Origin of the sequence: Rhodococcus sp. D-46 (genome assembly GCF_011290655.1) — a bacterium.
Lineage (GTDB): Bacteria > Actinomycetota > Actinomycetes > Mycobacteriales > Mycobacteriaceae > Rhodococcus_F > Rhodococcus_F qingshengii.
Map to the genome: position 1 here is coordinate 12,806 of NZ_JAANTF010000008.1, position 24,575 is coordinate 37,380.

Annotated in this window: 26 protein-coding genes; 6 read left to right on the forward strand and 20 right to left on the reverse strand. The window is 60.2% G+C overall.

Annotated features, from left to right (window positions below):
* The first annotated feature begins 27 nt into the window (after nucleotides 1-27).
* Entirely contained in the window at nucleotides 28-1,194 is a 1,167-nt protein-coding gene (locus G9U53_RS20880; protein ID WP_003945525.1) for a MinD/ParA family protein, read from the forward strand.
* A gap of 40 nt (nucleotides 1,195-1,234) precedes the next feature.
* Here G9U53_RS20880 and G9U53_RS20885 read toward each other — a convergent pair whose 3' ends face one another.
* The 3 genes from G9U53_RS20885 to G9U53_RS20895 form a co-directional block, all read right to left on the reverse strand.
* The gene (locus G9U53_RS20885; protein WP_007734628.1) at nucleotides 1,235-2,269 is read right to left on the reverse strand and encodes a hypothetical protein; all 1,035 of its coding nucleotides are present in this window, start codon (nucleotides 2,267-2,269) and stop codon (nucleotides 1,235-1,237) included.
* 201 nt (nucleotides 2,270-2,470) lie between these two features.
* On the reverse strand, nucleotides 2,471-3,553 hold the full coding sequence (locus G9U53_RS20890; protein WP_042452503.1) for a M48 family metallopeptidase: 1,083 nt from the start codon (nucleotides 3,551-3,553) through the stop codon (nucleotides 2,471-2,473).
* A gap of 77 nt (nucleotides 3,554-3,630) precedes the next feature.
* Entirely contained in the window at nucleotides 3,631-3,834 is a 204-nt protein-coding gene (locus tag G9U53_RS20895) for a hypothetical protein (protein WP_003945456.1), read from the reverse strand.
* A 145-nt stretch (nucleotides 3,835-3,979) separates the two neighbouring features.
* Between G9U53_RS20895 and G9U53_RS33590 the strand changes: the two genes are divergently transcribed.
* On the forward strand, nucleotides 3,980-4,135 hold the full coding sequence (locus G9U53_RS33590; RefSeq protein ID WP_003945912.1) for a DUF6131 family protein: 156 nt from the start codon (nucleotides 3,980-3,982) through the stop codon (nucleotides 4,133-4,135).
* On the opposite strand, the gene G9U53_RS20905 is transcribed toward G9U53_RS33590, so the two are convergent.
* The 3 genes from G9U53_RS20905 to G9U53_RS20915 all read right to left on the reverse strand — a co-directional run bounded on the left by G9U53_RS20905 (nucleotide 4,129) and on the right by G9U53_RS20915 (nucleotide 8,793).
* The gene (locus G9U53_RS20905; RefSeq protein WP_165639138.1) at nucleotides 4,129-5,307 is read right to left on the reverse strand and encodes a glutamate--cysteine ligase; all 1,179 of its coding nucleotides are present in this window, start codon (nucleotides 5,305-5,307) and stop codon (nucleotides 4,129-4,131) included. The two genes, G9U53_RS33590 and G9U53_RS20905, sit on opposite strands and share 7 nt — an antisense overlap.
* Nucleotides 5,308-6,472: 1,165 nt before the next feature.
* Entirely contained in the window at nucleotides 6,473-7,714 is a 1,242-nt protein-coding gene (locus G9U53_RS20910) for a serine hydrolase (protein WP_347570822.1), read from the reverse strand.
* A gap of 191 nt (nucleotides 7,715-7,905) precedes the next feature.
* Nucleotides 7,906-8,793, reverse strand: a complete 888-nt coding sequence (locus G9U53_RS20915) for a class I SAM-dependent methyltransferase (protein ID WP_047269285.1) — start codon at nucleotides 8,791-8,793, stop codon at nucleotides 7,906-7,908.
* Nucleotides 8,794-9,177: 384 nt separating this feature from the next.
* Here G9U53_RS20915 and G9U53_RS20920 point away from each other — a divergent pair, with 384 nt between their 5' ends.
* Nucleotides 9,178-9,663 carry a hypothetical protein gene (locus G9U53_RS20920; RefSeq protein ID WP_064074095.1) on the forward strand — a complete coding sequence of 162 codons (486 nt, stop codon included), beginning with the start codon at nucleotides 9,178-9,180 and terminating at the stop codon, nucleotides 9,661-9,663.
* A gap of 44 nt (nucleotides 9,664-9,707) precedes the next feature.
* Here G9U53_RS20920 and G9U53_RS20925 read toward each other — a convergent pair whose 3' ends face one another.
* From G9U53_RS20925 to G9U53_RS20940, 4 genes are all read right to left on the reverse strand, one after another.
* Nucleotides 9,708-10,478 (reverse strand): glucose 1-dehydrogenase, encoded by a 771-nt coding sequence (locus tag G9U53_RS20925; protein WP_003945779.1) that lies wholly within the window; start codon nucleotides 10,476-10,478, stop codon nucleotides 9,708-9,710.
* Entirely contained in the window at nucleotides 10,475-11,062 is a 588-nt protein-coding gene (locus tag G9U53_RS20930) for a TetR/AcrR family transcriptional regulator (RefSeq protein ID WP_165639139.1), read from the reverse strand. The genes G9U53_RS20925 and G9U53_RS20930 overlap by 4 nt, the downstream gene beginning before the upstream one ends.
* Before the next feature lie 51 nt (nucleotides 11,063-11,113).
* On the reverse strand, nucleotides 11,114-11,641 hold the full coding sequence (locus G9U53_RS20935; RefSeq protein ID WP_054187956.1) for an SRPBCC family protein: 528 nt from the start codon (nucleotides 11,639-11,641) through the stop codon (nucleotides 11,114-11,116).
* 112 nt (nucleotides 11,642-11,753) lie between these two features.
* A complete protein-coding gene (locus G9U53_RS20940; RefSeq protein WP_065456062.1) occupies nucleotides 11,754-12,941 on the reverse strand; it encodes a zinc-dependent alcohol dehydrogenase in 1,188 nt (395 codons plus the stop codon).
* A 181-nt stretch (nucleotides 12,942-13,122) separates the two neighbouring features.
* Between G9U53_RS20940 and G9U53_RS20945 the strand changes: the two genes are divergently transcribed.
* Entirely contained in the window at nucleotides 13,123-13,269 is a 147-nt protein-coding gene (locus G9U53_RS20945) for a hypothetical protein (RefSeq protein ID WP_003945804.1), read from the forward strand.
* Nucleotides 13,270-13,408: 139 nt separating this feature from the next.
* Here the strand turns inward: G9U53_RS20945 and G9U53_RS20950 are convergent, their stop codons facing one another.
* Nucleotides 13,409-14,047, reverse strand: a complete 639-nt coding sequence (locus G9U53_RS20950; RefSeq protein ID WP_165639140.1) for a PAS and ANTAR domain-containing protein — start codon at nucleotides 14,045-14,047, stop codon at nucleotides 13,409-13,411.
* A 168-nt stretch (nucleotides 14,048-14,215) separates the two neighbouring features.
* On the reverse strand, nucleotides 14,216-15,091 hold the full coding sequence (locus tag G9U53_RS20955; protein ID WP_054827312.1) for a haloalkane dehalogenase: 876 nt from the start codon (nucleotides 15,089-15,091) through the stop codon (nucleotides 14,216-14,218).
* A gap of 62 nt (nucleotides 15,092-15,153) precedes the next feature.
* Between G9U53_RS20955 and G9U53_RS20960 the strand changes: the two genes are divergently transcribed.
* Nucleotides 15,154-15,612, forward strand: a complete 459-nt coding sequence (locus G9U53_RS20960) for a MarR family transcriptional regulator (RefSeq protein WP_172403485.1) — start codon at nucleotides 15,154-15,156, stop codon at nucleotides 15,610-15,612.
* A gap of 124 nt (nucleotides 15,613-15,736) precedes the next feature.
* Here the strand turns inward: G9U53_RS20960 and G9U53_RS20965 are convergent, their stop codons facing one another.
* The 3 genes from G9U53_RS20965 to G9U53_RS20975 all read right to left on the reverse strand — a co-directional run bounded on the left by G9U53_RS20965 (nucleotide 15,737) and on the right by G9U53_RS20975 (nucleotide 18,132).
* Complete coding sequence (locus tag G9U53_RS20965; RefSeq protein WP_054827310.1) at nucleotides 15,737-16,351, reverse strand: hypothetical protein; 615 nt, start codon at nucleotides 16,349-16,351, stop codon at nucleotides 15,737-15,739.
* A gap of 49 nt (nucleotides 16,352-16,400) precedes the next feature.
* Complete coding sequence (locus G9U53_RS20970; protein ID WP_083058341.1) at nucleotides 16,401-17,189, reverse strand: hypothetical protein; 789 nt, start codon at nucleotides 17,187-17,189, stop codon at nucleotides 16,401-16,403.
* Between the two features lie 70 nt (nucleotides 17,190-17,259).
* On the reverse strand, nucleotides 17,260-18,132 hold the full coding sequence (locus tag G9U53_RS20975) for a hypothetical protein (RefSeq protein WP_007734676.1): 873 nt from the start codon (nucleotides 18,130-18,132) through the stop codon (nucleotides 17,260-17,262).
* 369 nt (nucleotides 18,133-18,501) lie between these two features.
* Between G9U53_RS20975 and G9U53_RS20980 the strand changes: the two genes are divergently transcribed.
* Entirely contained in the window at nucleotides 18,502-19,878 is a 1,377-nt protein-coding gene (locus tag G9U53_RS20980; protein ID WP_165639229.1) for a wax ester/triacylglycerol synthase family O-acyltransferase, read from the forward strand.
* Between the two features lie 15 nt (nucleotides 19,879-19,893).
* On the opposite strand, the gene G9U53_RS20985 is transcribed toward G9U53_RS20980, so the two are convergent.
* The 5 genes from G9U53_RS20985 to G9U53_RS21005 form a co-directional block, all read right to left on the reverse strand.
* The gene (locus G9U53_RS20985) at nucleotides 19,894-20,970 is read right to left on the reverse strand and encodes a serine hydrolase (RefSeq protein WP_242692637.1); all 1,077 of its coding nucleotides are present in this window, start codon (nucleotides 20,968-20,970) and stop codon (nucleotides 19,894-19,896) included.
* A gap of 208 nt (nucleotides 20,971-21,178) precedes the next feature.
* On the reverse strand, nucleotides 21,179-22,504 hold the full coding sequence (locus G9U53_RS20990) for an MFS transporter (RefSeq protein WP_207624480.1): 1,326 nt from the start codon (nucleotides 22,502-22,504) through the stop codon (nucleotides 21,179-21,181).
* A 132-nt stretch (nucleotides 22,505-22,636) separates the two neighbouring features.
* Nucleotides 22,637-22,951 carry a DUF202 domain-containing protein gene (locus G9U53_RS20995; RefSeq protein WP_052417036.1) on the reverse strand — a complete coding sequence of 105 codons (315 nt, stop codon included), beginning with the start codon at nucleotides 22,949-22,951 and terminating at the stop codon, nucleotides 22,637-22,639.
* On the reverse strand, nucleotides 22,948-23,277 hold the full coding sequence (locus G9U53_RS33985; protein WP_165639231.1) for a DUF202 domain-containing protein: 330 nt from the start codon (nucleotides 23,275-23,277) through the stop codon (nucleotides 22,948-22,950). The genes G9U53_RS20995 and G9U53_RS33985 overlap by 4 nt, the downstream gene beginning before the upstream one ends.
* Nucleotides 23,278-23,378: 101 nt before the next feature.
* Nucleotides 23,379-24,563 (reverse strand): acyl-CoA dehydrogenase family protein, encoded by a 1,185-nt coding sequence (locus tag G9U53_RS21005; RefSeq protein WP_063314921.1) that lies wholly within the window; start codon nucleotides 24,561-24,563, stop codon nucleotides 23,379-23,381.
* Nucleotides 24,564-24,575: the final 12 nt, after the last annotated feature.

The following is a 24,575-nucleotide window of genomic DNA, read 5'->3' on the forward strand; positions in this document are numbered from 1 at the left end:
TGATTCCGAACTCGACCTAGGAAAACGGTGCGCAGCGATAACAACGGTTCGAATAACGGAGTCCTGGGGAACAACTCCGGAACGACTCAGGGCGACGGCCATTTCGACGCGTCCGACGACGGCTATGCAACGTCGATTCGAACCGTCACCTTCACACCACAATTCGACGAGCCTGCAGCAAAACCGTTGCCCAGTCAGCGGATGCGCCAGCAACGTCGTGAAGAGCCGACCGATTTCCGGACCTCGACGCCCAGGCCTATGACCTCCGTCGACGACCTGGACATCATCAAGCGGGCGAAGCGTCCACCCGAACGCGGTTTGGGCAGTGTGTTGTTCAAACTCACCGGGGGCCGGATCAACACTGGGCAGTCGGCTGCCGAACTCGAACACCAGGCTCTCGTGCGCCGTGCCAACCGAACGGTGCGCGGCGTGTACAAGATTGCTTTCATCTCACTCAAGGGTGGAGTGGGGAAAACCACGGCGGCCAAAACTGTCGGTTCGACGTTCGCATCGATCCGTGGGGATCGAATCGTAGCCATCGACGCCAATCCCGACCTGGGGACTCTGGCTGATCGCGAACGACGTGAACATCACCTGACCGTTCGTGATCTGTTGGCCGACGGTGACATTCGTACGTACAGCGATGTTCGCTACTACACCTCGCAAGGCGACAGCCGACTCGAAATCCTTGCGAGTGAGGCAGATCCGGAAACTTCGGAGTCGTTCAACGAGCAGGACTACCTCGATACTCTCCGAATTCTCGAGGTGCACTACAACATCGTCATCACCGACTGTGGCACCGGAATCATGCACTCGGCCATGTACGGAATTCTCGACGAAGCAGATGCTTTGGTTGTCGTCAGCCCGACGGCTCAGGATGGTGCCCGTAGTGCTGCAGCAACGCTCAGTTGGCTGACCAAGCACGGATACGCAGATCTGGTGAGCAGGTCGGTCGTGGCGATCAATTCGACGCGGCCGGGTTCGTCTTCGCTCGACCTCGATCAACTCGAGGACGTTTTCGCTCAGCGTGGAGTGCGAGCGGTCAAGACGTTGCCCTACGACGATCACCTGGGCGAAGGCGGTCCGATCGACTTGAAGTTGTTGAACAAGCGCACGGCACGGGCATATCTGGAACTCGTCGCAGCAATTGCCGATGGGTTCCCGGACTCGGTGGGCAAGCACGCTTCTCGATAGAACGTGCTCGCCACCGAATCTGATCAGCAGGCTCCGGCGTTCAAGGGTGTCGAAGTATCGCGCCGTATCCGTCGGCGAGAACGAGGCGTTCGTCGATCTGTACCAACTCGGTGCCGGTCCCGATTGCGATGTAGGGGAGTACGCGATCGGCGGGCCCGATCAACTCTCCACTGGTGACTTCCTTGTCGTCAGGATCGGTGAGCAGCAGCGTCTCGACCTTGCCCTGTTCGAGGGCGTCGAGGACGCGTGCGGTCCCGTCGATGGAGAGGCCGGAGTCCCGGCCCTGCTCGGCGACGTAGCGTTCGGTTTCCACATCCATTCTGCGCAGTCGCTGCGTGTCGATCAGTTCACGAATCGACTTGGACACCTCGGCGGGTGTCGAACCGACTGAACGCGAACCCTTTTCGACGTCCACCACCCGTAGCGTCGACGGCAAAAGCTGTGCAAAAGCTTTGCGGGATTGTACTTCTCCGATGACAACTACCAGCGCGACCTTGTGTTCACGGGCGAGCGCCGCCGCGCGCTCCACAGCCTGAGTCAGGTTCTTCCGGATATTCTCCTCCACGAGGCTTTGGCTGTCGGTGTATCGCTCCTGACCGCCCACGTGTGCCTTGTGGACCGGGAAGCCGTCTCCGTCTACCGTTTCGCCGTACACGTCACGCCCGCGAGCATCGCGCACGCACAGGTCCGCGCCGGTGTGGTCGACCTTGGCGATGAGGAACGGTTCGGTGTCGTATCCGTGTGCGATCAGTGGAATCAGGTAGGGCAGTTCGCCCAAGGTCGCGATAGTGGAGCCGGCAGGTTCGAGCAGAATATCGTCGATCAGTACTGCCTCGGAAGTGGCGACGATCGCGCGTCCGGCGCGACCTGAGATGCCGTGATGGTTGTCCTTCACCTCGTCCAGTCGTGCGATCAGCGATTCCGATGCTCCCTGTTTCGTGAGTTGATTGCGCATCGAGCGCCATTCGAGTTCGAAGCGCTCGCGCGCATCTTCCCGGTTACGGACGTCTTCGAAGTACACGGAGGCAAACGGGCCGTCACTCGAACCGACCTTCTTCAGTCGCCCAGCATGCATGTCGGCTCCCTTCTGTAGTGGTCCTATGCCGCGTACCCGACAACCGGTGATTCGACACGACCGCTTTCAGTTCGCACGTTTGTTCGACTGCTGGTACTGTCTGTGAACGTGAGGGTGGTGCAGAGGGAAGCCTGCATCACCTTCACGCCAAGAGCCCGGGACCTGCCGCCGACTGCCTTCGGCGGCAGGTCCCGATTCTGCTTACTCGGCGTCGTCAGTGCCCTTCGACCTGTCGGAACTCTTGCGCCAGTGGGTGAATCGTTCTTTGATGTCCGACGCTACATCGCCGACGCCATTCCCCACGGCGCCCACCGCACCGCCCAACCCGCTACCGATGTCGCGCACCATGCGGATCAAAGGGTCCTCCGACTCGTCGAAGTTCTGCTTGTAGGTCTTGGCTGCATTCTTGAACTCGTCGCTGATCTTCGCTCCGTCGTCATCGCCGCGACGGGGGTAGTTTCCGCGCAGAATCGCGGCGTAGTCTCCGCTGTCCACCCACTTCTTGAGCTCGGCGGCGCGAAGCACCGAGAACGGGTGAGAGAGCAGTTCGATGTTGAGGAGCTTGAGTACACCGTCGCGGAGGTCGCCGCTGGCGTCGTACTCGGCGGCCTGGGCAAGAAACGCGTCGATGTCGATTTCACTGACTCGGGATCCGCCCGCCAATTTCATCTGGACGCGAATCGCGGTGTGTACGTCCTGCCCGCACAACAGTCCGGCACGATCACCGGACAGTTCTGACTTGCGCTGCCATTCCATGAGGGCGGCGATGATCGCGCGCAATGCCCATCCGCCGACGGGCAGCCATCCGATGGTTCCGGCCAGTCGCATCAAATGCATCAGGATGGTCCGATACACAGCATGACCGGACAGCGCGTGGCCAAGTTCGTGGCCGATGATGAACCGCTGTTCCTCGTAGTTCATCACGTCCAATAGGCCGGTAGTGACCACCATGAACGGCTTGTCCATGCCGATGGTGAAGGCGTTGACCATCGGGGTCTGGAGTACGAACAGCTCGGGTGTCTCGTCGGCCTGCAGGATGTCGACGCAGTCACGGCGCAGGTCGTTCAGGTCGCTGAACTGGCGTTCGTCGACTCGCACCGACGTGGCGAGGTACATGAGGCGGTGCTGACGTTCTTGGAGCAGTCCGGACAGCGTCCGCAGGACAGTGTCGAACCCCCGAAGCGTCCGGAGCGTCACCAATGCAGCCCGATCGGCTGGGTGTTCCCACGCACGCGAGCTGATGTCCGGGAACTCGATTCGGGTGCGATCTGGTGCAGTGGTCATGGTGGCCCCTCACTTCGATGTGTGTCGACTCACCTCCAGGGTAACGACTAGTCGGTTTAGCGTGGATTTCCGGCAGCTCACTCGGTGGGCTGGGGGAGCGTGCAATCGGTGACTTTGGGGTTGACGCCGAAGTAGTTCAGCGGACCCGCGATGACCGTGAGCGCGATGGTCCCGACGCCGGCGCAGTTGGTCGGCGAACTGCTGTAGTAGCCGCGTTGGCCGGCCGCGACGGCCCCGACTATCAGCCAGATCAGAACGATCAGAGTCACAATTCTCATCATGGCGGGCTCGATTCTTCAAATATTATGGTGCCCAGCGAAATACCCGGTCAGAGTGGGTATGAAACGCTCTGCCGACGGGTATCCGCGGTGTATGCGGCTCGAGGCGGGCGTATCCGCCCGAGTGAACGCACTGAAGGAGCTTGTGATGATCATCCTCGGCGTGATCCTGCTGATAATCGGTTTCGTGGTGAACATTCCGATCCTGTGGACGATTGGTGTCGTCTTGCTGGTGATCGGAATCATCCTGTACGCGCTGGGCGCGGCCGGGCACGCCATCGGTGGTCGGCGGCATTACTACTGATCCGTTGTCGGCTCGTCGTGCGTATCCGTGCCAGTCGGCGCGGTCGGTACGGTGCGCTGAACGGCACGCGCAATCAGTTCCCGAAGGCAGACCTGGCGCAGCGTTCGCTGTTGCCAGTCGCTGCCGTTGCCTGTGACTGACTTGAGCTGCAGCGCCGACTCCACGCTCGCGTACTCGCCTCCCTCGTCGAGGGAGTCACGGACATGGATCAGGAGCCGGTGCAACAGTTCGGTGGCTGAAATTCTTTGTGAGGTAATCGGATCGATCGACGCTCCCAGGGCGCCTTCCTTCGCGGACACCCAGGTTGCGAGGCGGAGGCTCTCGAGGGAAATGTTCGGAGCCTCGATGCCCCGGTCTATCGCGCGTAACGCAGTTGCCACCAGAGCCCGTCCAAGGGTTGCAAGTAGCGCTGTGTCCTCTGCTGTCGGCTGAACGTCGCAGACTCGGATCTCGACGGTCGGTAGGTGGCAGGAAGGTCGGATATCCCAGTAGGCCATCCGCTTGTCGAGCATCACGCCGCAATCCACCATCTTCGCAACCGCGGTGTCGAAGTCCCCGGTGGTCTCGAAGTACGGCGGCGGCCCGGCGACTGGCCACCTGGACCATTGGATCGCCCGCCAACTCGCGAAGTCGGTGTCGACTCCTTGGTGGACACGGGAATTGGCGCTCAGTGCCAACAAGGCGGGCAACCAGATGCGCACGTGATTGCAGACCTGCACGGCCTGTACTTGATCAGCGACGCCCACATGTATGTGGCAACCGCAGATGCTTTGTTCGGCAGCGAGGGCGCCGAAGCGTTCGCCCATCCGGCGGTAACGAGGCGAGTCGCTGATCTCGAAACGCGAAGGCCCCGAAAGCGGTGCGCCGACGGCCAACAGCCTGCAGCCGTTCAACTCGGCAGCTTTTGCCGCGAGCCGACGCATGTCGGTCAAGTGGGTTCGGAGTTCGTCGATGCCATGGCACACGGGAGAGTTGGTCTCGACTTGGCAGCGGGACAACTCGAGCTGAAGATCCAAACCCAGTGTCGACGCGGTTTCCGCAACCGCAGCATTGTCGGTGGACGGCAACCAGGAGGTCGGGTCGACGAGGATGAATTCTTCTTCGACGCCGACGGTCGGGGTCGTCGATTCGTGGCGGCCAGCGGTGGATTCGGTCGAGCAGGTGGCGCCCATGCTCGCGTCTACCCGGTCGGTCGAAGGCGGAAACCGACCCGAGGAAGCCCCGTTCTCGTCGGGAGAACGGGGCCTGTGGTCGGCCTTGCCAACATCTCGGAAGCGTCAACGAGTCCTTGCACACCGTATGAATCTGGGGACTGGCGTGCCTGGGAAAACGTACTGTGTCGGACTCGGTAAAACGAGACCCCAAGGCATGTCTCACCCCCTATTTCACCCTCGTGTGGACTTGTCCGCACGCCCTTCGCCGAGTCGCGGATCATGACCTGGCGGCCTGCGGTGGTGCAGTCTCGGTTTATCCGTGGGGCCGCCGTTATCGAGCAGATCCCGAGAATTACGAACCCATCTAAACTAACGTCCAGCATTCGGATGTGACGTTCTGGCGGAGTGTGTGGATTCGGTGAGTCAACAGATATTTGATCAGTTAATCGCGTGCACAGCATCCGGAGAAGTTGTGGAACTTTCGAACTGGTATTGCGTTTCACCAGCGCAAATCTTCAGTGGTCATGAGTAAAAGTCAGAAGATGGGAGAAAGTGCCTGGGATTGTGTTGCTACCGGTTCGTTATCGCAGACGAGTGTCCACTATGTGCGTGGATGACGACTCTTGAAGGCGGGCAAAACTGCGTGTCAGCTGTGTCGGAGCTTCCTCTGCCTTTGTGTTCTTGGATTGAGAGTTTCACCAGGAATATCTTTCGTGATCGACGCGCCGGGAAATTTTTCTCAAGATTTACCCACTTGCTGATTGGGGAATTCAGCGGGTTGCGGAAGACCGAAATATTGCGGGTGGGAGCTGTTATTTCCGGTGATTTGCCCATATCTTGCTGAGTGACGTATTTGCGACCGAAGTGTCGCGCGGTCGAGAAATAATGCTTTTCATGCTTTACATTGGAAATTGCAAGATGCACGTTTCATCCTCAGTGTTAAACGAAAGGACGAACGCAATGGGTAGCTTGGAAGATTTCGACATCGCGGCACTTCTTCAGAAGGTCATCGCATTCTTCGACGGATTCTCGTCGGACGAGACCGAGACGCCCACGGGCTAAGACTTAGCGAAGCCGCTGTGCATCCGGATGACACTGGATGTGCAGCGGCTTCTCTGTATCCGGCGCCTTCATCGGCGAAGGCAATGAATCGGCGTGCGTGGTTTCGGCCCGCCACTGGGCACTAACTGGTTGCATCCGTCTGGATCAAGAGCATCGCGTCGTCGACCGGATCGAAGTACAGAGTCGGGTCGGCAACCAGTGCAGCGTCGTCACCATGAGTTTGCATGGTGACAACCCAGGCACGATCGTCGTGTTCCACGTAATAGGCACCCGCGAGGACCCCGATGGAACTGCCGCCCTTGAATCCGCCGTAAGTGAACCATTTCGCGGACTCGTCACTGAGCGCCGGATCCTCGGCGAGAATGTCTCGAACCGGTGCGCCGCTCTCGGTCTTCGCCTTCTCTTGCAACGTGACCAACGCGGCACGCAGGTCGGCAGGCGAGGCGAACCAATCGATGTCGAAAGGCCATGCGGGGGTGGTGAATGTTGACGCCGGGATGTCCACCAGGCCGCCAGGTAGTGCCGCGAGTATCGCTCGACGCTCGTCCGGAGTTCCGTCGCGCCAAGCGATACGTTGTGCGCCTTGGCCACCCCAGCCGAGTTGGAACAGTGCGCGAGTCGGCTTGAGCGGGATGTTGAGCGAAGGATTTGCCATGCCCATCGGGGCGAATTCGGCTTCTACCTGCTCGCGCCCGACAGCAGCGATCAGCATGTCGGTGGCGGTGTTGTCGCTGATCGAGATCATCTTGCCGGCGGTATCTCGGACCGTGACTTCAGTTCCCGATGGCAGGTCCTGCATGGTCCCGCCGGGCATCGATTTGAGGTCGTCGGTGATGGTGAGCTTCTGATCCCAGGAGAGTGTCCCGTTCTGGACGGCCGTCGCGACCGCGCCGAGAACGTACAGCTTGATCGTTGACCCTGTGGGCTGTGGTGAGGTGTCGCCGACACTGAAGACTTCGGCGTTCTTTCCTTCGGTGACCTCGGTGACGGTCAGATTGGTCGGCGCGGGAAGCGCTTTGACAGCTGCCTCGAGTTCTTGCCAAGATGCGGCCGGCACATGAACGTCCTTGGTCGGTGTGATCGCCATTCCGAGGATCAGCCCGTTGCCGTCGACGACGACGTTGACGTCGAACGCACCGCCGGTGGTGCTGGTGATGGAAACTGTGCCGTCGGAGTCGCCTCCCTTGTAATTCACTGTTGTCCAAGGCTGTCCGGCTCGGATGGAGTCGAAGTCCGGAGGTGTCAGGATTACGGGTGCAGTGGGCCCGAAGTGTTCGGCGATTTCTTCCTGGGTCAACGGCGTGCTCGTGTTGAACGCACTGAGAAGCCAGGTGATCTGCTTGCCGACGGAGCTGTCAGGGATCGTGACCGTAGCGGGTGCCGCGGTGGGGGCTTCGGCGCGCGTCCGTCTGAGGTGTAGACATACTCAGCCTGAGGTACTGAATTGCTTCATTCTGGAGTACCGTTAACCACTTGTAGTGGTGACACGCGCCTTGCCGCTGGACAAATGGGAGAAAGGCTGCACTCGAAGAACTTTCGTGATGACTGCGAGAGCTAGTTCTTGGTCGCGGCCAAAAAGGACGGTTGCGTTGACAGCGCTGCGATTTCTTCGGGGAGTTCGGGGATCCGACGATCGTACAGTTCTGCCAACTCGACCGAGCTGAAGCGTCGGACAGTCCAATTGTGTTCAGCCAACCACTGGCCCGGATCGGATCGCTTGTCGCTGTAGAACAGTTGCGAAATGTCCAGGTCTCCGAACGGGTCCTTGGCGAAGTACTTGGATCTGATGGCCGCAAGCTTGCTCGGGTCGGTTCCGGCCGGAAAGTCGTTCACCGCCAAGCGACTACCGGTGGCCGAGAGTTCGTCGATCCGCTCGAACAGGGCGTCGTGGGCCGGGCCGGGGAGATAGGCGAGCAGGCCTTCCGCCGACCAGGCTGTGGGTTCGTTCGGGTCGAAACCAGCCTCCTCGAGTGCGGCCGGCCAGTCGTTTCGCAGATCAGTAGGCACAGTGCGTCTATCGGTCTTCGGCTGGGCGTCGTGCGCCGCGAGCACTTCGGCTTTGAACTCCAGCACCTTTGGCTGATCCACTTCGAATACCGTCGATCCTGAGCTCCAATCCAGCCGGTACGCACGCGAATCCAACCCTGCTGCAACGATTACCGCCTGCCTTACTCCGGATTCGGTTGACGACGAGAAGAATTCGTCGAAGAACCTGGTTCGCAACCCCATGAAACCGCCGAAGGGGGTGTCCTCGAGGAGTGTGGGATCTTTCAGAAGAGCTGTGAAATGCGGCTCGGCTGCAGCTTCTACGAACCACGATGCGAACTTGTCTTCGATGATCGCGTCCGGACGGGTGCTCTCCAGTGCTCGGAACGTTGCCACTGCCAGCGCGGTAAGTCCGACGCTACTGACGATGTCCCACGTATCTCCATCGCTCCGCATTGTCTGGGTGTCCTTCCGCTCTTGACGACTGAGCCGAACTCTCTCGACCCTACGCCCGTGTGACCCCTCGTCGCCTGGAACGGAACGGTCGGACTTGGAGCAGCAAATACACGCTGACCGGATCGAAAAATTCTGCAGTGCAAGGCGTTCGGTTTGAATCAGCATCCTGCCAGGAATTTGCCAGGTCAGTGCCAGTGAGCGGCAAGGATGCAGGACTTCACTGGGGTGTGCCTCAGGGCTGAGAGAGAGCCTCGAGAATCCTTCGGGCAGGGGATTGATCGTGGCATGACCATCCGCCGGAACCACTTCGTGGGACCGTTCGGTTCCAGTTGATCTCTCGGACCGCACAACGAATGTCCCGTCGAGAAAGAGAGATGTGAGCCCATGTTGCAGGAAGGCTCGCTGGATGTATTGGCCGCCGCGGCGCGGAGCGGTAGCCGTGAGTCCATGGCCAGTTTGTATGCGGCGTTTCGTCCGATGGTTGTGCTGCGGTGCCGCGCCGAGCTTGATCAGGCCGTTTCCGATTCCGCCGCGGATGCCGCGTGCGTCGCCGTTCTCACGGCAGTGTGCGACGGATCGGAGACGTATCAGCCTTTTCTACGCGTGCTGTACGCGAGTACAAGCATCGCGATTGCTCGGGCGGCATCCGACGGGTTCAGCGGTGGATCGCTCCCGCCTCCGACAACGCTCCCGATTGTCGAACGCGATGTCCTGGTGTTGCGGCTGATCGTCGGGCTCGATACAAAGGCGACCGCAACGTCGCTTGCCCGTACGACAGACGAGGTGTCACTCGACCTGCATCGGGCGCTGCGGCGACTGCGAAAGTTGTCTTCTCCGAATGCAATCAGGGAGAGCTTGGTATTCACCTGAGGGCGTTCGGAATGCGCAGATTCGGGCGGGAACGGATCCCTCCCTTACTGGCCGGCGATGTATTCGATCGACGGGCCGGCAGTCCAACCGCCGTCGACGGCGATCTCGGAACCCGTTGTGTACGAGGCATCGTCGGAAAGCAGGTAGGTGACCGCGCCGACCAACTCCTCCGGGCGACCGACACGGCGATACGGATTGTTGGGGAATGCGCCCTCTTCGAGGCTGATACCCGTCGGTGCAGTCATGGGCGTCAGGACCATGCCGGGGTGAACCGAGTTGACCCGGATCTTGTCGCGACCGAGTTCGACGGCGGCGATCTTGCTCAGCCCACGCACGCCCCACTTGGCTGCGCCGTAACCGCTGGTCAGAGCCATGCCCATCAGGCCGGCGGCCGAGGAGATGTTCACGATGGATCCGCCGCCGGCTGCCTTCATGAACGGCACCACCGTGTGGATGCCGGTGTGCACGGACACCAGGTTGATCTGGATGATGCGCTGGAACGTCTCGAGTGGTTCCTCGGCGACTGTCTGGCCGGACGCCGAGATTCCGGCGTTGTTGACCAAACCGTTGATCGCGCCGAACTCGGATACCGCGTACTCGGCGGCGGACTTCCAAGACGCTGGATCGGTGACGTCGAGGTGAACGTAACGCGCTGCGTCGCCGAGAGATTCGGCCACTGCTCGACCGTCGTCGTCGAGTAGGTCGCCGATGACGACGCGGCCGTTGCCCGCGACGATGCCGCGGGCAAACGCCTCGCCCAGGCCGCGTGCGCCGCCGGTGACGAGAACGATTTTTCCGGAGAGATCCTGAGTCATGATTGTTCCTTACCTGTAGGTGTTGCGAGATATGGCTTCGAGAACGCCCCGAGCGCGCGGGTGATGGCCTCGGGTGCGGGCGTCCGGAGGTCTGCCATCTCACGCAGTGCGGCGACTACCGCAAGTGTTGCCTGGCCCGAAGCCGCTGTGGTGTCGAGCGAGGTTTCCGGACGGTCGATCAGGCGTGCGACTTCTGGGCGAATCAGTTCCATCGTCTCGAAAGTTGCTGATTCCCAAACTCTCCGGAGTGCCGCATCGCCGAAGATGATGGGCATCAGTGACCGGGTCATCGGCTCGAAGGACTCGCCGACCGATGCGATAAAGGCATTCTTCACAGCCGCTGCGAGCCCGAATTCGCGGGCTTGCGCGCTGAGTGCGGCGGCCAGACTGCGGTTTCCCTCGTCGAGCATCGGCCAGATGCTCTCCTCTTTGGTGGCGAAGCAACGGTAGAACGTTCGCTCGGAGATTTCTGCCCGCTCGGCGAGCTCCGCGATGGTCGTCGAAGTGTCGCCGCGTTGGACGAAAGCGGCAGCACAACTCTGCGAGACGCGGAGAAGTAGTGCAGTGCGGCGGGCTGTTGCCATATCCGCACTGTACCAAAAGTGGCAGAAACTGCCACAAATGGTGTCGGCCGGTCAGCCGACGTTGCCTTCGATTCCGGAAACCTCCTGCTCAACTGCGTTCTTGAGGTTCAGGAGCGTCTTGCGGATGTTGCCGCGCTGAAAGTCGGCGAAGGTTTTTCCTCCGGTGGCAATTTTGTCGAACATGTCGGCGGCGAAGTCCGGCCAGCCGCGCCTGTCGTCGGTCCACGTTTCGGTAACTCGGGTTCCGTCGGGCACCGGCGAGAATCGGTACTGCCAGGTTGCGATAGAGGCGGGGATCCGGGGAGTACTGAGGCCGATCTTGTGAACACGGAATTCGAAGAGCTTCCCGGCCTCGGCAGCGGTGACTGTGCATCGCGTGGTCCACTGCGCGCGCCCACGCTTGTTGTGCCCGTCGAACTCCATGCCCAGGAAAGCGCTTTCGCGGTCTCCCCGCAAGGTTGCGCCTATGTTTTCGGGACTCCAGGCACCCATACGAGTGGGATCGCTGATGACCTCGTAGAGGGAAAGCGCGTCGGAGCTGACGACGATGCTGTCGGAGACGGTAAGTTCGCGAGCCATTTCGGTTTCAGGTTCTTTCTGTCGAGCGTGTGTGAGGTGAGTATGACGATCGGTGGTTTCGCGAACAAGATGCGGACGTGGCGGATGAACCGTCGACCTGATCGGCGTTGAACTACAGGTGCGGTTTCAGTTGGATCTTGACCGCGCCTTCCTGCTTCTTCTGGAAGATCTCGTAGGCGTGTGGCGCCTGATCGAGCGGCAGCTGATGGGTGGAAAAGGTGTCGACGCCGAGTGGGTCGTCGTCAGTGAGCAGGGGCATGATGTCCTCTACCCACTTCTTGACGTTCGCCTGGCCCATCCTGAGCTGAATCTGCTTGTCGAACATGGTCATCAGCGGCAGCGGATCAACCATTCCGCCGTAGACACCGATCAAAGAAATGGTTCCGCCGCGCCGAACGATGTCGATGGCCGAATAGACAGCGCCAAGGCGATCGATTCCTGCGTTACGCATCGCAGGCGCGGCAAGAGCATCGGGAAGGAGTCCGACGAACTGCTGCGCGAGCTTTCCGATCGGAGACCCGTGCGCTTCCATACCGACAGCGTCGATCACCGAATCGGTTCCGCGGCCGTTTGTCGCGTCTCTGATGGCATCGCCGATCTTGCTGCCGTAGTCGTCCAGGTTGAGGGTCTCGATACCGCGTTCGGCAAGGCGCGCAAGGCGTTCGGGTACACGGTCCACACCGATTACTCGAAACCCCTTGTGGTGGGCGATACGAGCCGCCATGTCACCGATCGGTCCGAGGCCGAGGATTGTCACGGACCCACCCGGCGGAATGTCGGCGTATTCGACCGACTGCCAAGCGGTGGGGAGCACGTCGGAGAGGTAGACGAATCGCGAATCCGCGGGACCTTCGGGAACTTTGATGTGTGTGAAATGTGCTTGCGGTACTCGGAGGTACTCAGCCTGCCCGCCGGGCACCGAGCCGTAGAGCTCGGAGAAGCCGAACAATGCTGCGCCCGTTCCCTGATCGCGGACCTGCGTCGTCTCGCACTGTGTGTAGAGGCTCGAATCGCACATGAAACAGTTGCCACACGAGATCTGGAACGGAATCACGACGCGGTCACCTATCTCGAGACTCGTGACTTCCGAACCGACTTCTTCGACGATGCCCATCGGTTCATGGCCGAGAATGTCGCCGGCATTCATGAACGCACCCAGAGTCTCGTACAGGTGCAGATCGGATCCGCAGATATTCGTCGTGGTGACCTTGATGATTGCGTCGGTGGGTTCGACGATCTTCGGGTCCGGAACCGTATCGACGCTTACTTTCCGTTTGCCTTGCCAAGTCACTGCGCGCACTGGGATCGACCTCTCATCGTGGAAATGCTGTTCGCAGTCACCTGCCCGAAAGCACTGAAATGCAAACAAAATCGGTGAGGGTTGCGAGAAGTCCTGAGCGCGTTAGATTGAGATGGAGCTGGGTCCCGGACTCTTTGCGCCGGCTCCAGGACCGAGACGACGAGATGATGAGGACGATCGCATGACCGACAAAGACGACAACGACCAGTCGCCCAAGGGCGGGCACCCAGGACCCGTGGACAAGGGCGGCGACGGGGGAATGGCAACGCGAGAACAGGCGCCTGAACTGGTCGAGGAGACCTCCGACGAGAAGTCTGACGACGAGTAGTTTCCTTTTACTCCGCGTTGGGTAACAACGGGGATAGGCCGCATCGGACCGTCCCGGAATCAATGCGGGCGAGGTTCCTCGAGGTTGAGCAGCCAGCCACGGGAACCGCCTTAAGCAGATCCCTCCACCCTGTTGTCATTCAACCCTGTAACAGCACGTGATCGAATCGGGTCCGCAGTAGTGTCGGGACCCGGAAGTCGTCAAGCGTTCGAATTATCAACTGTTCGGCAACATCCCGGAGTTTCACGTTGGTCTCTTGAGAACGCCACACGAGGATGTCGAAGGCGCGATCGGCCGAAATGCCGTAGATCACCATGAGCATGCCTTTGGCTTGCTCGATTACTCCGCGAGAAGCGGTGATTTCGTTGACCAGCACGTCGACAGACGCTTTCACCGTACTGTCGAGGGTTTCGGTGACGTCGATGTAGAAGCCTGAGCTGCCGACCACGGCACCCGACTCGTCCACGACGCTGTCGTCGACGACGATTACCGAGTGAGTGTCCCCTGCAGTGTCGATGATGCGGTGGCGGCTGCTGAACGGTCCGCCTGAAGTGCGGATGGCGTGCAGTGTCTGGGCAACGTGTCTTCGGTCGTCGGGATGCTTGTGCGAGAGCATCAATTCTGTCGTCGGAGCTACTTGGTCGGGTTCGTATCCGTGAATCCGTGCAACTTCGTCCGACCACTCCCACCGGTCGCCGTTGCGGTGATAGAGAAAGCCGCCCACCCGGTGTGGAGCCCCCGATCCTGACGTTCGCCCCAACCCGTCCTCGTTCACCACACACGCCCCCTCGTTCTCGACCTCGTCCCAACCGGCGTACTCGCCAGTTAGTTATATCGGACAAATCCGGCGGAGGTGGTGTCGGTCCCATATTTCGGAGCATCGTCTGGATCGCTACCGCATGGGTCGGGGAAACCGGCGCTCAGAGTACTTGGCGACGGTCCCACGTCACTCGCGGTTGAAACAGTGTTGCCGCTGTGTCCATTCGGTGATCGCCGCCGCGATGGCCGCAGGCTGATCCTCGGGGGCGAGATGTCCTGCGGGACCGCACTGTTCCACCTCGAGATTTGCGATGTTCGATCGGCTCCACGTGACTTCGTCAGGTCCGATCATGAGAAGTTCTGCGGGGCCGCTGAAGGTGAGAAGAAGTTTGGGTACGTCGGTGCTTTCTGCGAGCCAATCGCTGTACGCCGCCACACGTGCATTCACGTCACCGGGAGTTCCTTCGATGGGGAAGGATCGTGGCCACTCGAGAAGGGGTCGGCGACTCTCTCGTGACGGATAAGGGGAGCGATAGGCCTCGGCATCGGTTTCGGTCATTTCACCGAGAACCGTTCTGTGAAGCGCTATTTCGAGAAAGAAGTTCTCGTCGAGTACCTTCGTCTCTCCTGTGTCGGAGTCCCTCAGAGCTTCCACCCGTGCCCGTGCCTCTCCCGGGAAGTGTTCGTCCCAGGTCATCGGACGAAGGATCGTTTCGAAGAAGGCCACACCTCGGACGCGATCGGGGTGGCGGGCAGCCCAGTCCAGTGCAAGTGCCCCGCCCCAGTCGTGTCCGACGAGTACGACGTCGTCGAGTTCCATCTGGTCGAACCAGGCGTCGAGGTAGCGGGCGGTGTCGAGGAAGCCGTAGTTGATTGGCGGTTTGCCTGACCGCCCCATTCCGATGAGGTCAGGGGCAAGTGCACGGCCCAGATTTCCTATCTGCGGCAGGATGTTTCGCCACAAGTGCGAGGATGTGGGGTTTCCGTGGATGAGTACGAAGGGTGGTCCTTCACCGCGCGAGCGGTAGGCCATGGTCGAGTCGAGCACGGGAATTGTGGGCATTGCGACTCCTCAAATAGTTTCCATATACTCTAATTGAGATAGTAGCCATGTATTCTATTTGTATGCAAGATCGAGAAACATGGACGACAGGGTCGCTGGTGTGGCACCTTGGCTTGCGCTGGCGGGCGGGGGTTGACCGAGCGATCGCGCACCTGGGGTTGACTCACGCCCAGTATTCAGTGCTCGCGTCTCTGCATGGTCTGGTGAGTGCGGGGGAGAGGCCGAGTCAGCGAGAACTGTCAGTGCACACAGGATTGCAGCGAATCTACATATCCAAGCTCGTGCGAGCGTTGGAGAAGAGCGGGTTTGTTGTCAGTGAACGCGATAGTCGCGATGCGCGAGCCGTTCGCCTCGATCTCAGTGACGAGGGCAAACGAGTCATAGAGCTCGCTAAAGACATTGTCCGCCAATTGGATGCAAAGAATACGGAAGTGCTGACGAAAACCGGAGGGCGGGAACTCGCCGAGCTCCACCGCGCCCTTGGCGCGTTACTCGACGCCACCGAAGCAGGAGATGGATAACGCGCCGGTCCGCTTCGTGGCGTAACCGAAGGCGATCGTGTGCGGACCCGGTCCACAGGACGTTCGTTGGGGGAGCGACGGAAGCGTCGATCCCCCAACGAGCCTATTGTCTAGCTGTCGATCGTTACGGCGTCACGTTGATCGGCGAGGCCGACGCGAACTGCAGTGTGCCGGACATGGTTGCCGTGCCAGTGGCTGCGGCGGGGCAGACGGGCCCGGTGCCGGTACGCGTGTAGTTCACAGTGCCGGTGTTGCTGGCCACGACGCGCTGGTTGGGAATATCGAATGGCAGCGGTCCGATAGTGCTGGCCCCGACGGTGACTGTGCACGTGGATCCGGGCATCGTCACGACTGCGCCTCCTGCAGGAATGACCAGGGATCCCTGAGCCGATCCGGTGTCTGCCGAGACGTTCAATAGCCACGAGCCGGAGGTGGTGACCACAGCGGGTAGGCCGTTAGCCTTGCACCCGGTCAGGCTGGGGGTGCCGATATTGACGTTGACTCCGCCGGTGCCGGTGTTGGAATTACCCGGCGCGGATGGGATGGTCCCGGAGCCCGTCGTACTGGAGCAGGTAAGTGTGATCGTTCCTGTCTTGATACTGAGATTGCTGCTCGAAGCAGTCACGGTTTGACCCGCTGGAGTGACGACGGTCGAAGCCAGAGCGGTGCCGGCTGCGACTGCAATCGCGGCTGCGGCGGCAGCTGTGACGATGGTGGTGCGGCGAACTGCATGGGACATCGATATCTCCTTGTTGTCGGTGATACTTCGTGAGTCGCCGGTGCTTGCTCTACTGCGTCCGCAGGCTGTCGGCGCCGATGTTGAACACATCGCTTGTGGTGGTCAACGAGTTTTGACCACTCGAAGACGGAACGTTGGCGCGAAGATTGACTGCCCAATTCAATGCGCCGAACAGTCCACATCCAGATGCGCCCGGTACCGCGAACGTCTGGTCGGCGTGCGTCACGTTTCTGACGGCGGCGGTATCCGGAAATCCTGGAACTTCTTCCAGGACACCATTCTCGGACACTCCGAGTTTGAACATGATCGGGTTGCTCGCAGAACCCAGATAGCAGTTGCCGCCCAGCAAGGGGTTGGAGATCTTCAATCTTGCCGGAAGTGTGACACCGAGTTGGAATGCGTCGACTGTTGGCAACGCGACCGGTTCGACTGTTGCCTTGATGGTGGTCAAGCCGCCGGGGAACGGTATACCGAGCCCGAAGATTCCTCCTGGTACCTCGATGGGGCTGGAATAGACGCCTTTGGTGCCGTCAGTGGGAGGAATGAAGATCTGGTCGAACCCGAATTCTGCGTCGGGGTTCTCGCGATAGGCGACACCGCCGGCGATATTCAACGAGCCGGAAGGAATCGGTACTTTGAGCCCGTTGATGTTCATTTCGCCGCCTTTGACGACGACGTCGACACAGGTGCTTGTCTCCGGATTGGCTATCGGGCATTTTCCCCAGCCCCCGAACGGCGCATTGGGCAGCGGGGCCGCCGTCGCGGTTGACACCGCCCCGAGAGTGAGGACTCCCGCTGCGACGACAGCGAGCGCGGCTCTGAATCGTATTGTGCGCATGGACAAGTGAACTCCGTTTCGAGGTGGCAATCTGTCGTCGATGACGGTTCTGTGGCAGTGGGTTGGATTGCTAGTTGGCACTACGTTCGGCAACGACGGCAGCGGGTTCGGGTGAGCCGGCCGGCTGGGGCCTGAGGCTGTCGGCACCGATGTTGTAGACGTCACTCGTCGTGGCGAGGGAGTTGGACGTGGTGGACGAGGGAAGCCCGGCGCGCCAGTTGACGATTGGATTCAGAACGCCGAACGGGCCACACCCGGAAGCTGTCGGGACCGCGAAGGGCTGTCCGGTGTGCCCGGTGTTTCGAACGACGGCAGTATCCGGGAAACCTGGAACCTCCTCGAGGACACCGTATTCGGTCACATCCAAGTTGAGTTGGACGGGGTTGTTGTCCGAGCCCAGGTAGCATTTGCCGCCGAGGAGAGGGTTCGCGATCTTCAATTTGACGGGTAGCTTCACACCAAGCTGAAATGCATCCACGGTGGGGAGTGCAGATGTCGACTCTACGGTGGCCGAAGCCTTGTTCAGTCCGAAGAGATTGTTGAATGGCAGGTCGATTCCGAGTGCGCCCCCGGGGATGTCGATGGGTTTGGCGTAGATCCCCCGACTGTTGTCGTTCGGCGGGATGAATACTTGGTCGAATCCGAATTCAGCCTCTGGATTCTCCCGGTATGCAACTCCGCCTGCGATGCGCATCGCCCCGGCGGGAATGCTGACGGAAAGCTTGCCGATCTTCATGTTTCCGCCGGTGACCGTGACGTCCATACAGGTGCTGGTCTCGGGATTGTCGATCGGACATGAATCCCAACCGCCGAAGGGGATCTCCGCTGCCGGGGCGGCTCCTGCAATGCTTGCTGACAAGCTTCCCACCGCAGCGGCGGTGGCGAACACAGTTGCGGTGGCGAGTGCGCCGAAAAGCCCACGCGACGTCGAACGTCGGGACATGTATTTCTCCTTTGGGTACAACCGACCAGTCGGGATTGTGATGATGAGTGACGGTAGTCACGTGTGACTTGGATGTACAGACAATTTGAAACAATTCCGACAAAAGTATTACTGCGATCGCCTCCGCTACTACTTGTGGCTGTGAGGATTGAAATTTGTTGCAGTGCTCTGTGTCTCGTCATTCACCCACGAATCGCTGTGAGGTGCTTCGACCCGAAAAGGCGTTCGTCGACGGGAATATCGGACTCCTGTCGAAATCGAGGGGGCAATGTTTTGTCGGAGTCGCCAATGAGGGAAGTCAGGGCGAGTAACTTTGTCGAACAGCGGCTGATCGGTACTCCGGGCAGCTGCCCGAGAGAACGGATCGCCATGACGCTGATGCTGCCGCTCGACTCGATGTTCCTTCTGATGGAGTCACGGGAGCATCCCATGCACGTCGGTGGCCTGTCGCTTTTCGTTCCGCCGGAAGGGGACGACGGCGAATTCGCCAGGTCGCTCTACCGTTCGCTGACCGACGTCGACTCGATTCGGCCCCTCTTTCGCCGCAAGCCGGTGCAGTTCTTGTCGAACTTCGCGCCGGTGCGTTGGACGGAGGACGAGGACGTCGATCTCGAATATCACGTCCGGTTGCTCGCGCTGCCCAAGCCGGGGCGAGTCCGCGAGTTGCTCGAGCTGACCTCCATGCTCCACGGCACGCTGCTCGATCGGCATCGGCCGCTGTGGGAGGCGTACGTGATCGAAGGTCTCGCCGACGGCCGAGTTGCCGTGTACATGAAGACGCACCACGCGCTCATGGATGGTGTGTCTGCTGTTCAGGCGTGGTACCGCAGCCTCTCGTCGGACCCGCTCGATCGAGAATCGATGCCTCCGTGGGCGCAGCGACCTTCTTCGGGGCGGGTTCGTGCCGGTCGCGGGCTGGACCTGCAGAGGCGGGTGGGCTCCGTGATCGAGACTGTGCAAGATGTGGTCGGGGTCGGCCCTGCGATAGTGAACGCCGCTGCCTCGGCAGTGAAGGACCACGTCGCACCGTTGCCGTTTGCTGCCCCGAAATCTATCTTCAACGTCCCGATCACCGGAGCGAGGCGTGTCGCCGCGCAGTCGTGGCCGATCGAGCGCCTGCGCAAGGTCAGCTGCGTTGCAGACGTGACGCTCAACGATGCGGTGTTGGCAATGTGCGCGGGTGCGCTACGGCGATACCTGATCGAACTGGACGAGTTGCCGGACAAACCGTTGATCGCGATGGTGCCGGTATCCCTTCGCAAAGGCGAAGAGGGTGAGGCTTCCGGCAATGCCGTGGGTGCGGTGTTGTGTGATCTGGCAACCGAATTGGTAGATCCGGCGGCCCGACTTCAGAGAGTTCACGACTCGATGAGTAGCGCCAAGTCCCTGATGTCGGGCCTGACGCCCCTGCAGATCACGGCGCTCAGTGCATTGAACGTCGCGGGTCTCGGGCTGCCGCTGATCCCTGGTTCATCCCGACTGATCACTGGGCGTCCAGTCTTCAATCTGGTGATTTCCAACGTCCCCGGCCCGACAACGACGCGCTATTGGAATGGCGCGAAACTCGAGAGCTGTTACCCGGCATCGATTCCGTTGGACGGGCAGGCGATGAACATCACCGTCATCGGCTACGCGGACACCATGCAGTTCGGGCTCGTCGGCTGCCGCCGCAATGTTCCGCACTTGCAGCGGCTCCTCGGCCATCTCGAGGAATCCTTGAGTGAGCTCGAAGCCGCCGCAGGTTGAATGCGTGAGGAAACCTCAGCTGACGGGGACCGCTCCGCGAGCGTTCGATACCAAGTGAGTGCCGATCTGAAGGAACGCGGGTACGAAGTTCGGGGTGTCGATTGCAGGCGAGAGGATGTGGGCTCCGAAATGCGCGACCACAAACTCCAGGTCGCGTGAGATCAAGAGCCTCTGGCCATGGATTCCGCTTGCCATGAACGATCCGAACGGATCATTGAGGATCCACCAGTAGTCGTGGTAGCTCATCGTCGCGGGGGAATCGACAGGGGCACGCGGGCTTCTGACCTCCGAAGGATAGCCTGCGGGCACTCCCGCGGTCATCGATCGCGCGATGTGCGGTGGGATCACCTGACGATCCTCGACGGCACCGTCACAACGAATCATCTCACCCACTCTGGCTACGTCTCGAAGGGTCGCACTGAATCCGCCCGCCGCCATTTCCGTTCCAGCGGAGTCGACTATGTAGAACGCATCTTCTTCGGCTCCGATTCTTGACCAGACCAGCTCACTGAGTAGTTCGGCGAGTGAAGTTCCGGTCACGCGGCGCAGTATTTCTCCGACAGTCTCGACATTGCCGTTCTCGTAGCGGAATTCGACGCCGGTCGGGCCCGCAGTGCGTGCCGTGGCGAGGTGCTCGAGAATGGTCTCCGGGCCGCGGTAATTCATGGGGCGCAGCTTCGGGGCGACTACGGCCCAGAAACGGCTGGCTTCGATGGTGCGATGGAACGGCCGACCGCCGTACGTTACATCAGTGCCCATGTGAAGAAGGTCCTGAATCCGATTGTCTCCGAACGCAGTTCCTGCCAACTCGGGAATGAATTTCGACGCCCGATCGTCGCGGTCGAACAATCCTTGTGCTTCGACCAGTGCAGCCATCAAACCGACGTAGGATTTCGCCATCGATGCATTGAGGTGCGGTTCGTGCGGTTTGCAACCGTGCAAGTAACTCTCATACACGATGCGTCCCCGATGTAGCACTGCGATACCGTCACTGTGCGCACCGCGAGGAACTCGGACACCGTCTGCTTCGGCTGATCCGGAAGGTTCAACGTGACACCGGACAGATCCGTGTAGTCGGTCGGTAGGGTCCATTTGGGTCCGTCGCCGCGCCACACACGGCGAGTCGCTACCATCTCTCGTATGGTTGTGGCTTGTTGGCGCACGTCGGCCGGGTCGGTGAATCCGCGCGCCCAGGGGATGTCATCCGTTGCGATGTTTTGTGCCATCTGAGGTCTACTTCCGTCTTGATTGCCGAGTTGGAGTGTTGATTGCCGCGTTCGTAGTTGATGAACTGAATTGCCTAGTGCCGAAGCGCATTCTGTTCATGTAGGGGGTTGGCGGATGGCCCGGAGAGTAGGGCCGCACTGTCGCGGGCGTAGGGGCGATACAGTGCGCCTGAAGCGACTCCGTTGACGGTGGTCAGCACTACGGTGACGATGAAGAGCGCGCCTTGTAATCCGATTCTGTCGCCGAGGGTTCCGACCAAGACAGCGTATCCGGCGTAGGCCAGCGCTTCGACTGTCGAGACGGAGACGGCAAAGGCCAGGGCTCGCAGTTCCGGACGAACTATGGCCATGATAATCGGCCGATTGACCACTGGGACCTGACCTTGAAGGACGCCGACGATCCCGAACAAGACCGCGTAGACGCCGATGCTGTTCCAGGAAATCTGCGTAGCGATCAGTGCTGCGGCCGCGAATCCGAGTTGGCTGGCCTGAAGCATGATGATGCGGCCGTTTCGGGGTCGTTTGACGTGTACGGCGTCGTTGACTCGTCCGCCGACGAACGTGCCGAGCAGGTACCCGATTGCGAAGGGCGGTGCGATGATCGAAGCAGTTGCGGTCGTGAATCCGTGCTCCTCGACGAGAAATACGATGCTGAAGCTCATGATGACGTTCTGGCCCGAGAATGCGCGTTGTACGAGTAGGTATCGGAATGTCTTGATAGCGAGTAGCTCTCGTATCCCTTCGCGCCAGAATCTTGCTTTGGAGCCGAGATCGTCGGTGGTCGTCTGTGCGGGCGCATCGCCGGATTCAGGATCGTCGAGGAAAAGCATGACAAGCACACCGATGGCGATGCAGATTGCACCGGTGATGATGTATCCGTAGCGCCATCCATCTTCGAAGCGAGACAAAAGCCCGAATATCGGGGCGGTCGCGCCGGTGATGACGGCGACGCCGCCGTATACCAATCCCGTTGCGCGGCCCCTCCGGGCGTCCTCGTACAGATCTCCGAGGATGGACAATGCAATCGAGCCGGCGCCGGCGAAACCTGCGGCGCCGATCGCATAGAGGACGAGAAACTGAGTGAAACTGCCGGACAATCCGGCCAGGATTACCCAGGCACCCCAGAACCCTGAACAGATGGCAAGTACCGACTTGCGAGAATATCGTCGGGCAAGGAACGCCCAGGGGATTGCCGTGAAGACCCCGACGGCCTTGGCCACTGCAACGATCGTGCCGAGCGCCGCCGATGACAATCCCATGGCCTCACGCATGAGAGGGAAGAGCACGGACGTCACGCTGCTTTCGGCGTTGTCCATTGCCGTGGAGCCGGTCAGGAGTGCGAGGTTCTTACCTCGCCGACTGCGTGGAAACTGAGTAGGTGCCGCAAGTTCTGTGGTCATTGTTCCCTCTCGAAAAATGCCGATGATTGCTTGGGCGCGGTGGGCAGCGCTCGGCGGTCGACTGTGCACTGAGTCACAGTGAGTATTAATGGAGACAATATACATAAATAGACATACTGTCTATCTCTTTGTTCAAAGTTGGATGACAGTGCAGGTGCCGAGTCCCGCAACCGTGACGCCTACGGCCAAAGTCGCCATGACAATGAACGGTATTTCTCGAGAATCCTTGTCGTCCAGACTGAGTCGACGATGACGGATTGTCGTGCCCACGATGACTCCGGCAGTCGTAATGATGAGCGTGGCGAACACTGCGATTCGTAGAACGGACGGATGCAAAGCGATTTCGCGACCGGTGACCACTGACACAGTCACAGAGGAGAGGGCAGTTCGTCGCCAGGCGAGCACGGTTCGCTCGGGTTGCAGTCCGGGCGGCTCGTTTTTCGTCACAACACGGTCATCCCTACGCCGAGACCCGCAACGACACACACCCCGCCGACGAGAAGCGCGATCATCGGTGACGTGGGTAAGGGAAGATCACGCCTCATCGCGGTTTGGACGGCCTTCCAGTGTCTGAGCGCGCCGAGCGCTACAGCCGACGCCACGACGGTGCACACGACTCCGAGCATTTTGTACATATTGTCGTCGTTTTCGGATACGTAGAACTGACCGACTGCGACGCCGCCTGCCAACAACCCCAACGCAGTTCGTATCCAAGCCAGAAATGTTCGTTCGTTCGCAAGACTGAATCTGTAGTCCGGTTCGTGCTCGATCACGGTGATTGCCTCTGAAATGTCGAGTGCCCGCCAGGCCGTCACGTCGAGCGTATGACGACCTGGCGGGCGCGAAATTGGATACGACTGTCTTTGAATGATCTTCAGGTGGTGAGTAATTGACGCGCGATTCCGTTCTTCTGAATCTCGGAGGAGCCGGTGAGGATTCGGAACATCCTCAACCGCTGGAACAGTGATTCGACCTCCGAACCACGGATGACCCCGGCTTTTCCGTGAATCTGAACTGCGTGGTCGGCGATGGTGAAGGCCTTCTCGGCAACGAACAGCTTGCACATGAATGCTTCGGTACGCGGACTCCCACCGGCATCGAGTGTGGCGAGTGCGTCGTAGGTCATCGAGCGCGCAGCGTAGTAGTCGGTCGCCATGTCGGCGAGTTTGTGTTGGATGGACTGCAACATCGCAAGAGGAGCGCCCTGCACCTGGCGAGTCTTGCTGTACTCCAACGACAATTCCAGTGCTCGGCGGGCTCCGCCGAGGACGGTGGGGCAGTGCAACAACCGGTTGACTGTGACTCGACCGAGTCCGATTCTCAAGCCTTCGCCCACATTTCCGAGAAGCTGTTCCGGCCCCACGTAGCAGCCGTCGAGGATGATGTCCGCTTCGATGTGCTGACCGGACATCGGGACGTCACCGTCCGCCACTGTGCAGCCAGGAGAATCCAAGTCGACCAGGAAGGCCGAGTACGAATCCGGTCCGTCGCCGTCGGATGCCATCTTTGCGATCAGGACCGAAAAGTCGGCGAAGGGGCCCGCGGACGAGAACACCTTGTGGCCGTTCAGGCGCCATCCGGCACCGTCCGGGGTAGCTGTGGTGAGCATGCCGCGAACATCGGAACCTGCGTCGTTCTCGGTGAGAGAAAAGCAGCACGCCTTCTCTCCTCGCAGCACGGGAATCAAGTACTTTTCCAACTGGTGCTCGGTGGCGTATTGAAAGATCGATCCCGCGCGGAGTGGGCCACCCATGTCTCCGAGCACGGACGTCGCGAGGACCCGCGGCGATGCACCGACCTCTTCTTTGAGTGCGGCGAGTTCGGTATAGGTGAGGTTCTGGCCGCCGAGTTCAGTGGGGAGGTGTATTCCGTAGAAGCCGAGTTCGCGGCTGCGTCTCCACACTGGCTCGAGTGTCTCACGGATGTAGTGGGATTCTTGAGTGAGACCCAATTCGGCTTCGTACTCGGCTAGTTCGCCGTCGAGATAGTCGCGTAGACGCTCGACGAGCGATTGAAGTCTTGGATTGTCTTCGTAGGTAGGGGTGAGAGCGAATGACATGTCTATTTCCTG

Bases quoted from the DNA above. Each gene is read 5' to 3' on its own strand.
- G9U53_RS20990 (WP_207624480.1), bottom strand. From the start codon at position 22,504: ATGACCACAGAACTTGCGGCACCTACTCAGTTTCCACGCAGTCGGCGA.
- G9U53_RS20905 (WP_165639138.1), bottom strand. From the start codon at position 5,307: ATGGGCGCCACCTGCTCGACCGAATCCACCGCTGGCCGCCACGAATCG.
- G9U53_RS20985 (WP_242692637.1), bottom strand. From the start codon at position 20,970: ATGGACCCTACCGACCGACTACACGGATCTGTCCGGTGTCACGTTGAA.
- G9U53_RS20920 (WP_064074095.1), top strand. From the start codon at position 9,178: ATGTTGCAGGAAGGCTCGCTGGATGTATTGGCCGCCGCGGCGCGGAGC.
- G9U53_RS20935 (WP_054187956.1), bottom strand. From the start codon at position 11,641: ATGGCTCGCGAACTTACCGTCTCCGACAGCATCGTCGTCAGCTCCGAC.
- G9U53_RS20925 (WP_003945779.1), bottom strand. From the start codon at position 10,478: ATGACTCAGGATCTCTCCGGAAAAATCGTTCTCGTCACCGGCGGCGCA.
- G9U53_RS20975 (WP_007734676.1), bottom strand. From the start codon at position 18,132: ATGTCCCGACGTTCGACGTCGCGTGGGCTTTTCGGCGCACTCGCCACC.
- G9U53_RS20965 (WP_054827310.1), bottom strand. From the start codon at position 16,351: ATGTCCCATGCAGTTCGCCGCACCACCATCGTCACAGCTGCCGCCGCA.
- G9U53_RS20960 (WP_172403485.1), top strand. From the start codon at position 15,154: ATGCAAGATCGAGAAACATGGACGACAGGGTCGCTGGTGTGGCACCTT.
- G9U53_RS20945 (WP_003945804.1), top strand. From the start codon at position 13,123: ATGACCGACAAAGACGACAACGACCAGTCGCCCAAGGGCGGGCACCCA.
- G9U53_RS20970 (WP_083058341.1), bottom strand. From the start codon at position 17,189: ATGCGCACAATACGATTCAGAGCCGCGCTCGCTGTCGTCGCAGCGGGA.
- G9U53_RS20890 (WP_042452503.1), bottom strand. From the start codon at position 3,553: ATGACCACTGCACCAGATCGCACCCGAATCGAGTTCCCGGACATCAGC.
- G9U53_RS20930 (WP_165639139.1), bottom strand. From the start codon at position 11,062: ATGGCAACAGCCCGCCGCACTGCACTACTTCTCCGCGTCTCGCAGAGT.
- G9U53_RS20885 (WP_007734628.1), bottom strand. From the start codon at position 2,269: ATGCATGCTGGGCGACTGAAGAAGGTCGGTTCGAGTGACGGCCCGTTT.
- G9U53_RS20895 (WP_003945456.1), bottom strand. From the start codon at position 3,834: ATGATGAGAATTGTGACTCTGATCGTTCTGATCTGGCTGATAGTCGGG.
- G9U53_RS33590 (WP_003945912.1), top strand. From the start codon at position 3,980: ATGATCATCCTCGGCGTGATCCTGCTGATAATCGGTTTCGTGGTGAAC.
- G9U53_RS20955 (WP_054827312.1), bottom strand. From the start codon at position 15,091: ATGCCCACAATTCCCGTGCTCGACTCGACCATGGCCTACCGCTCGCGC.
- G9U53_RS21005 (WP_063314921.1), bottom strand. From the start codon at position 24,563: ATGTCATTCGCTCTCACCCCTACCTACGAAGACAATCCAAGACTTCAA.
- G9U53_RS20980 (WP_165639229.1), top strand. From the start codon at position 18,502: ATGACGCTGATGCTGCCGCTCGACTCGATGTTCCTTCTGATGGAGTCA.
- G9U53_RS20915 (WP_047269285.1), bottom strand. From the start codon at position 8,793: ATGCGGAGCGATGGAGATACGTGGGACATCGTCAGTAGCGTCGGACTT.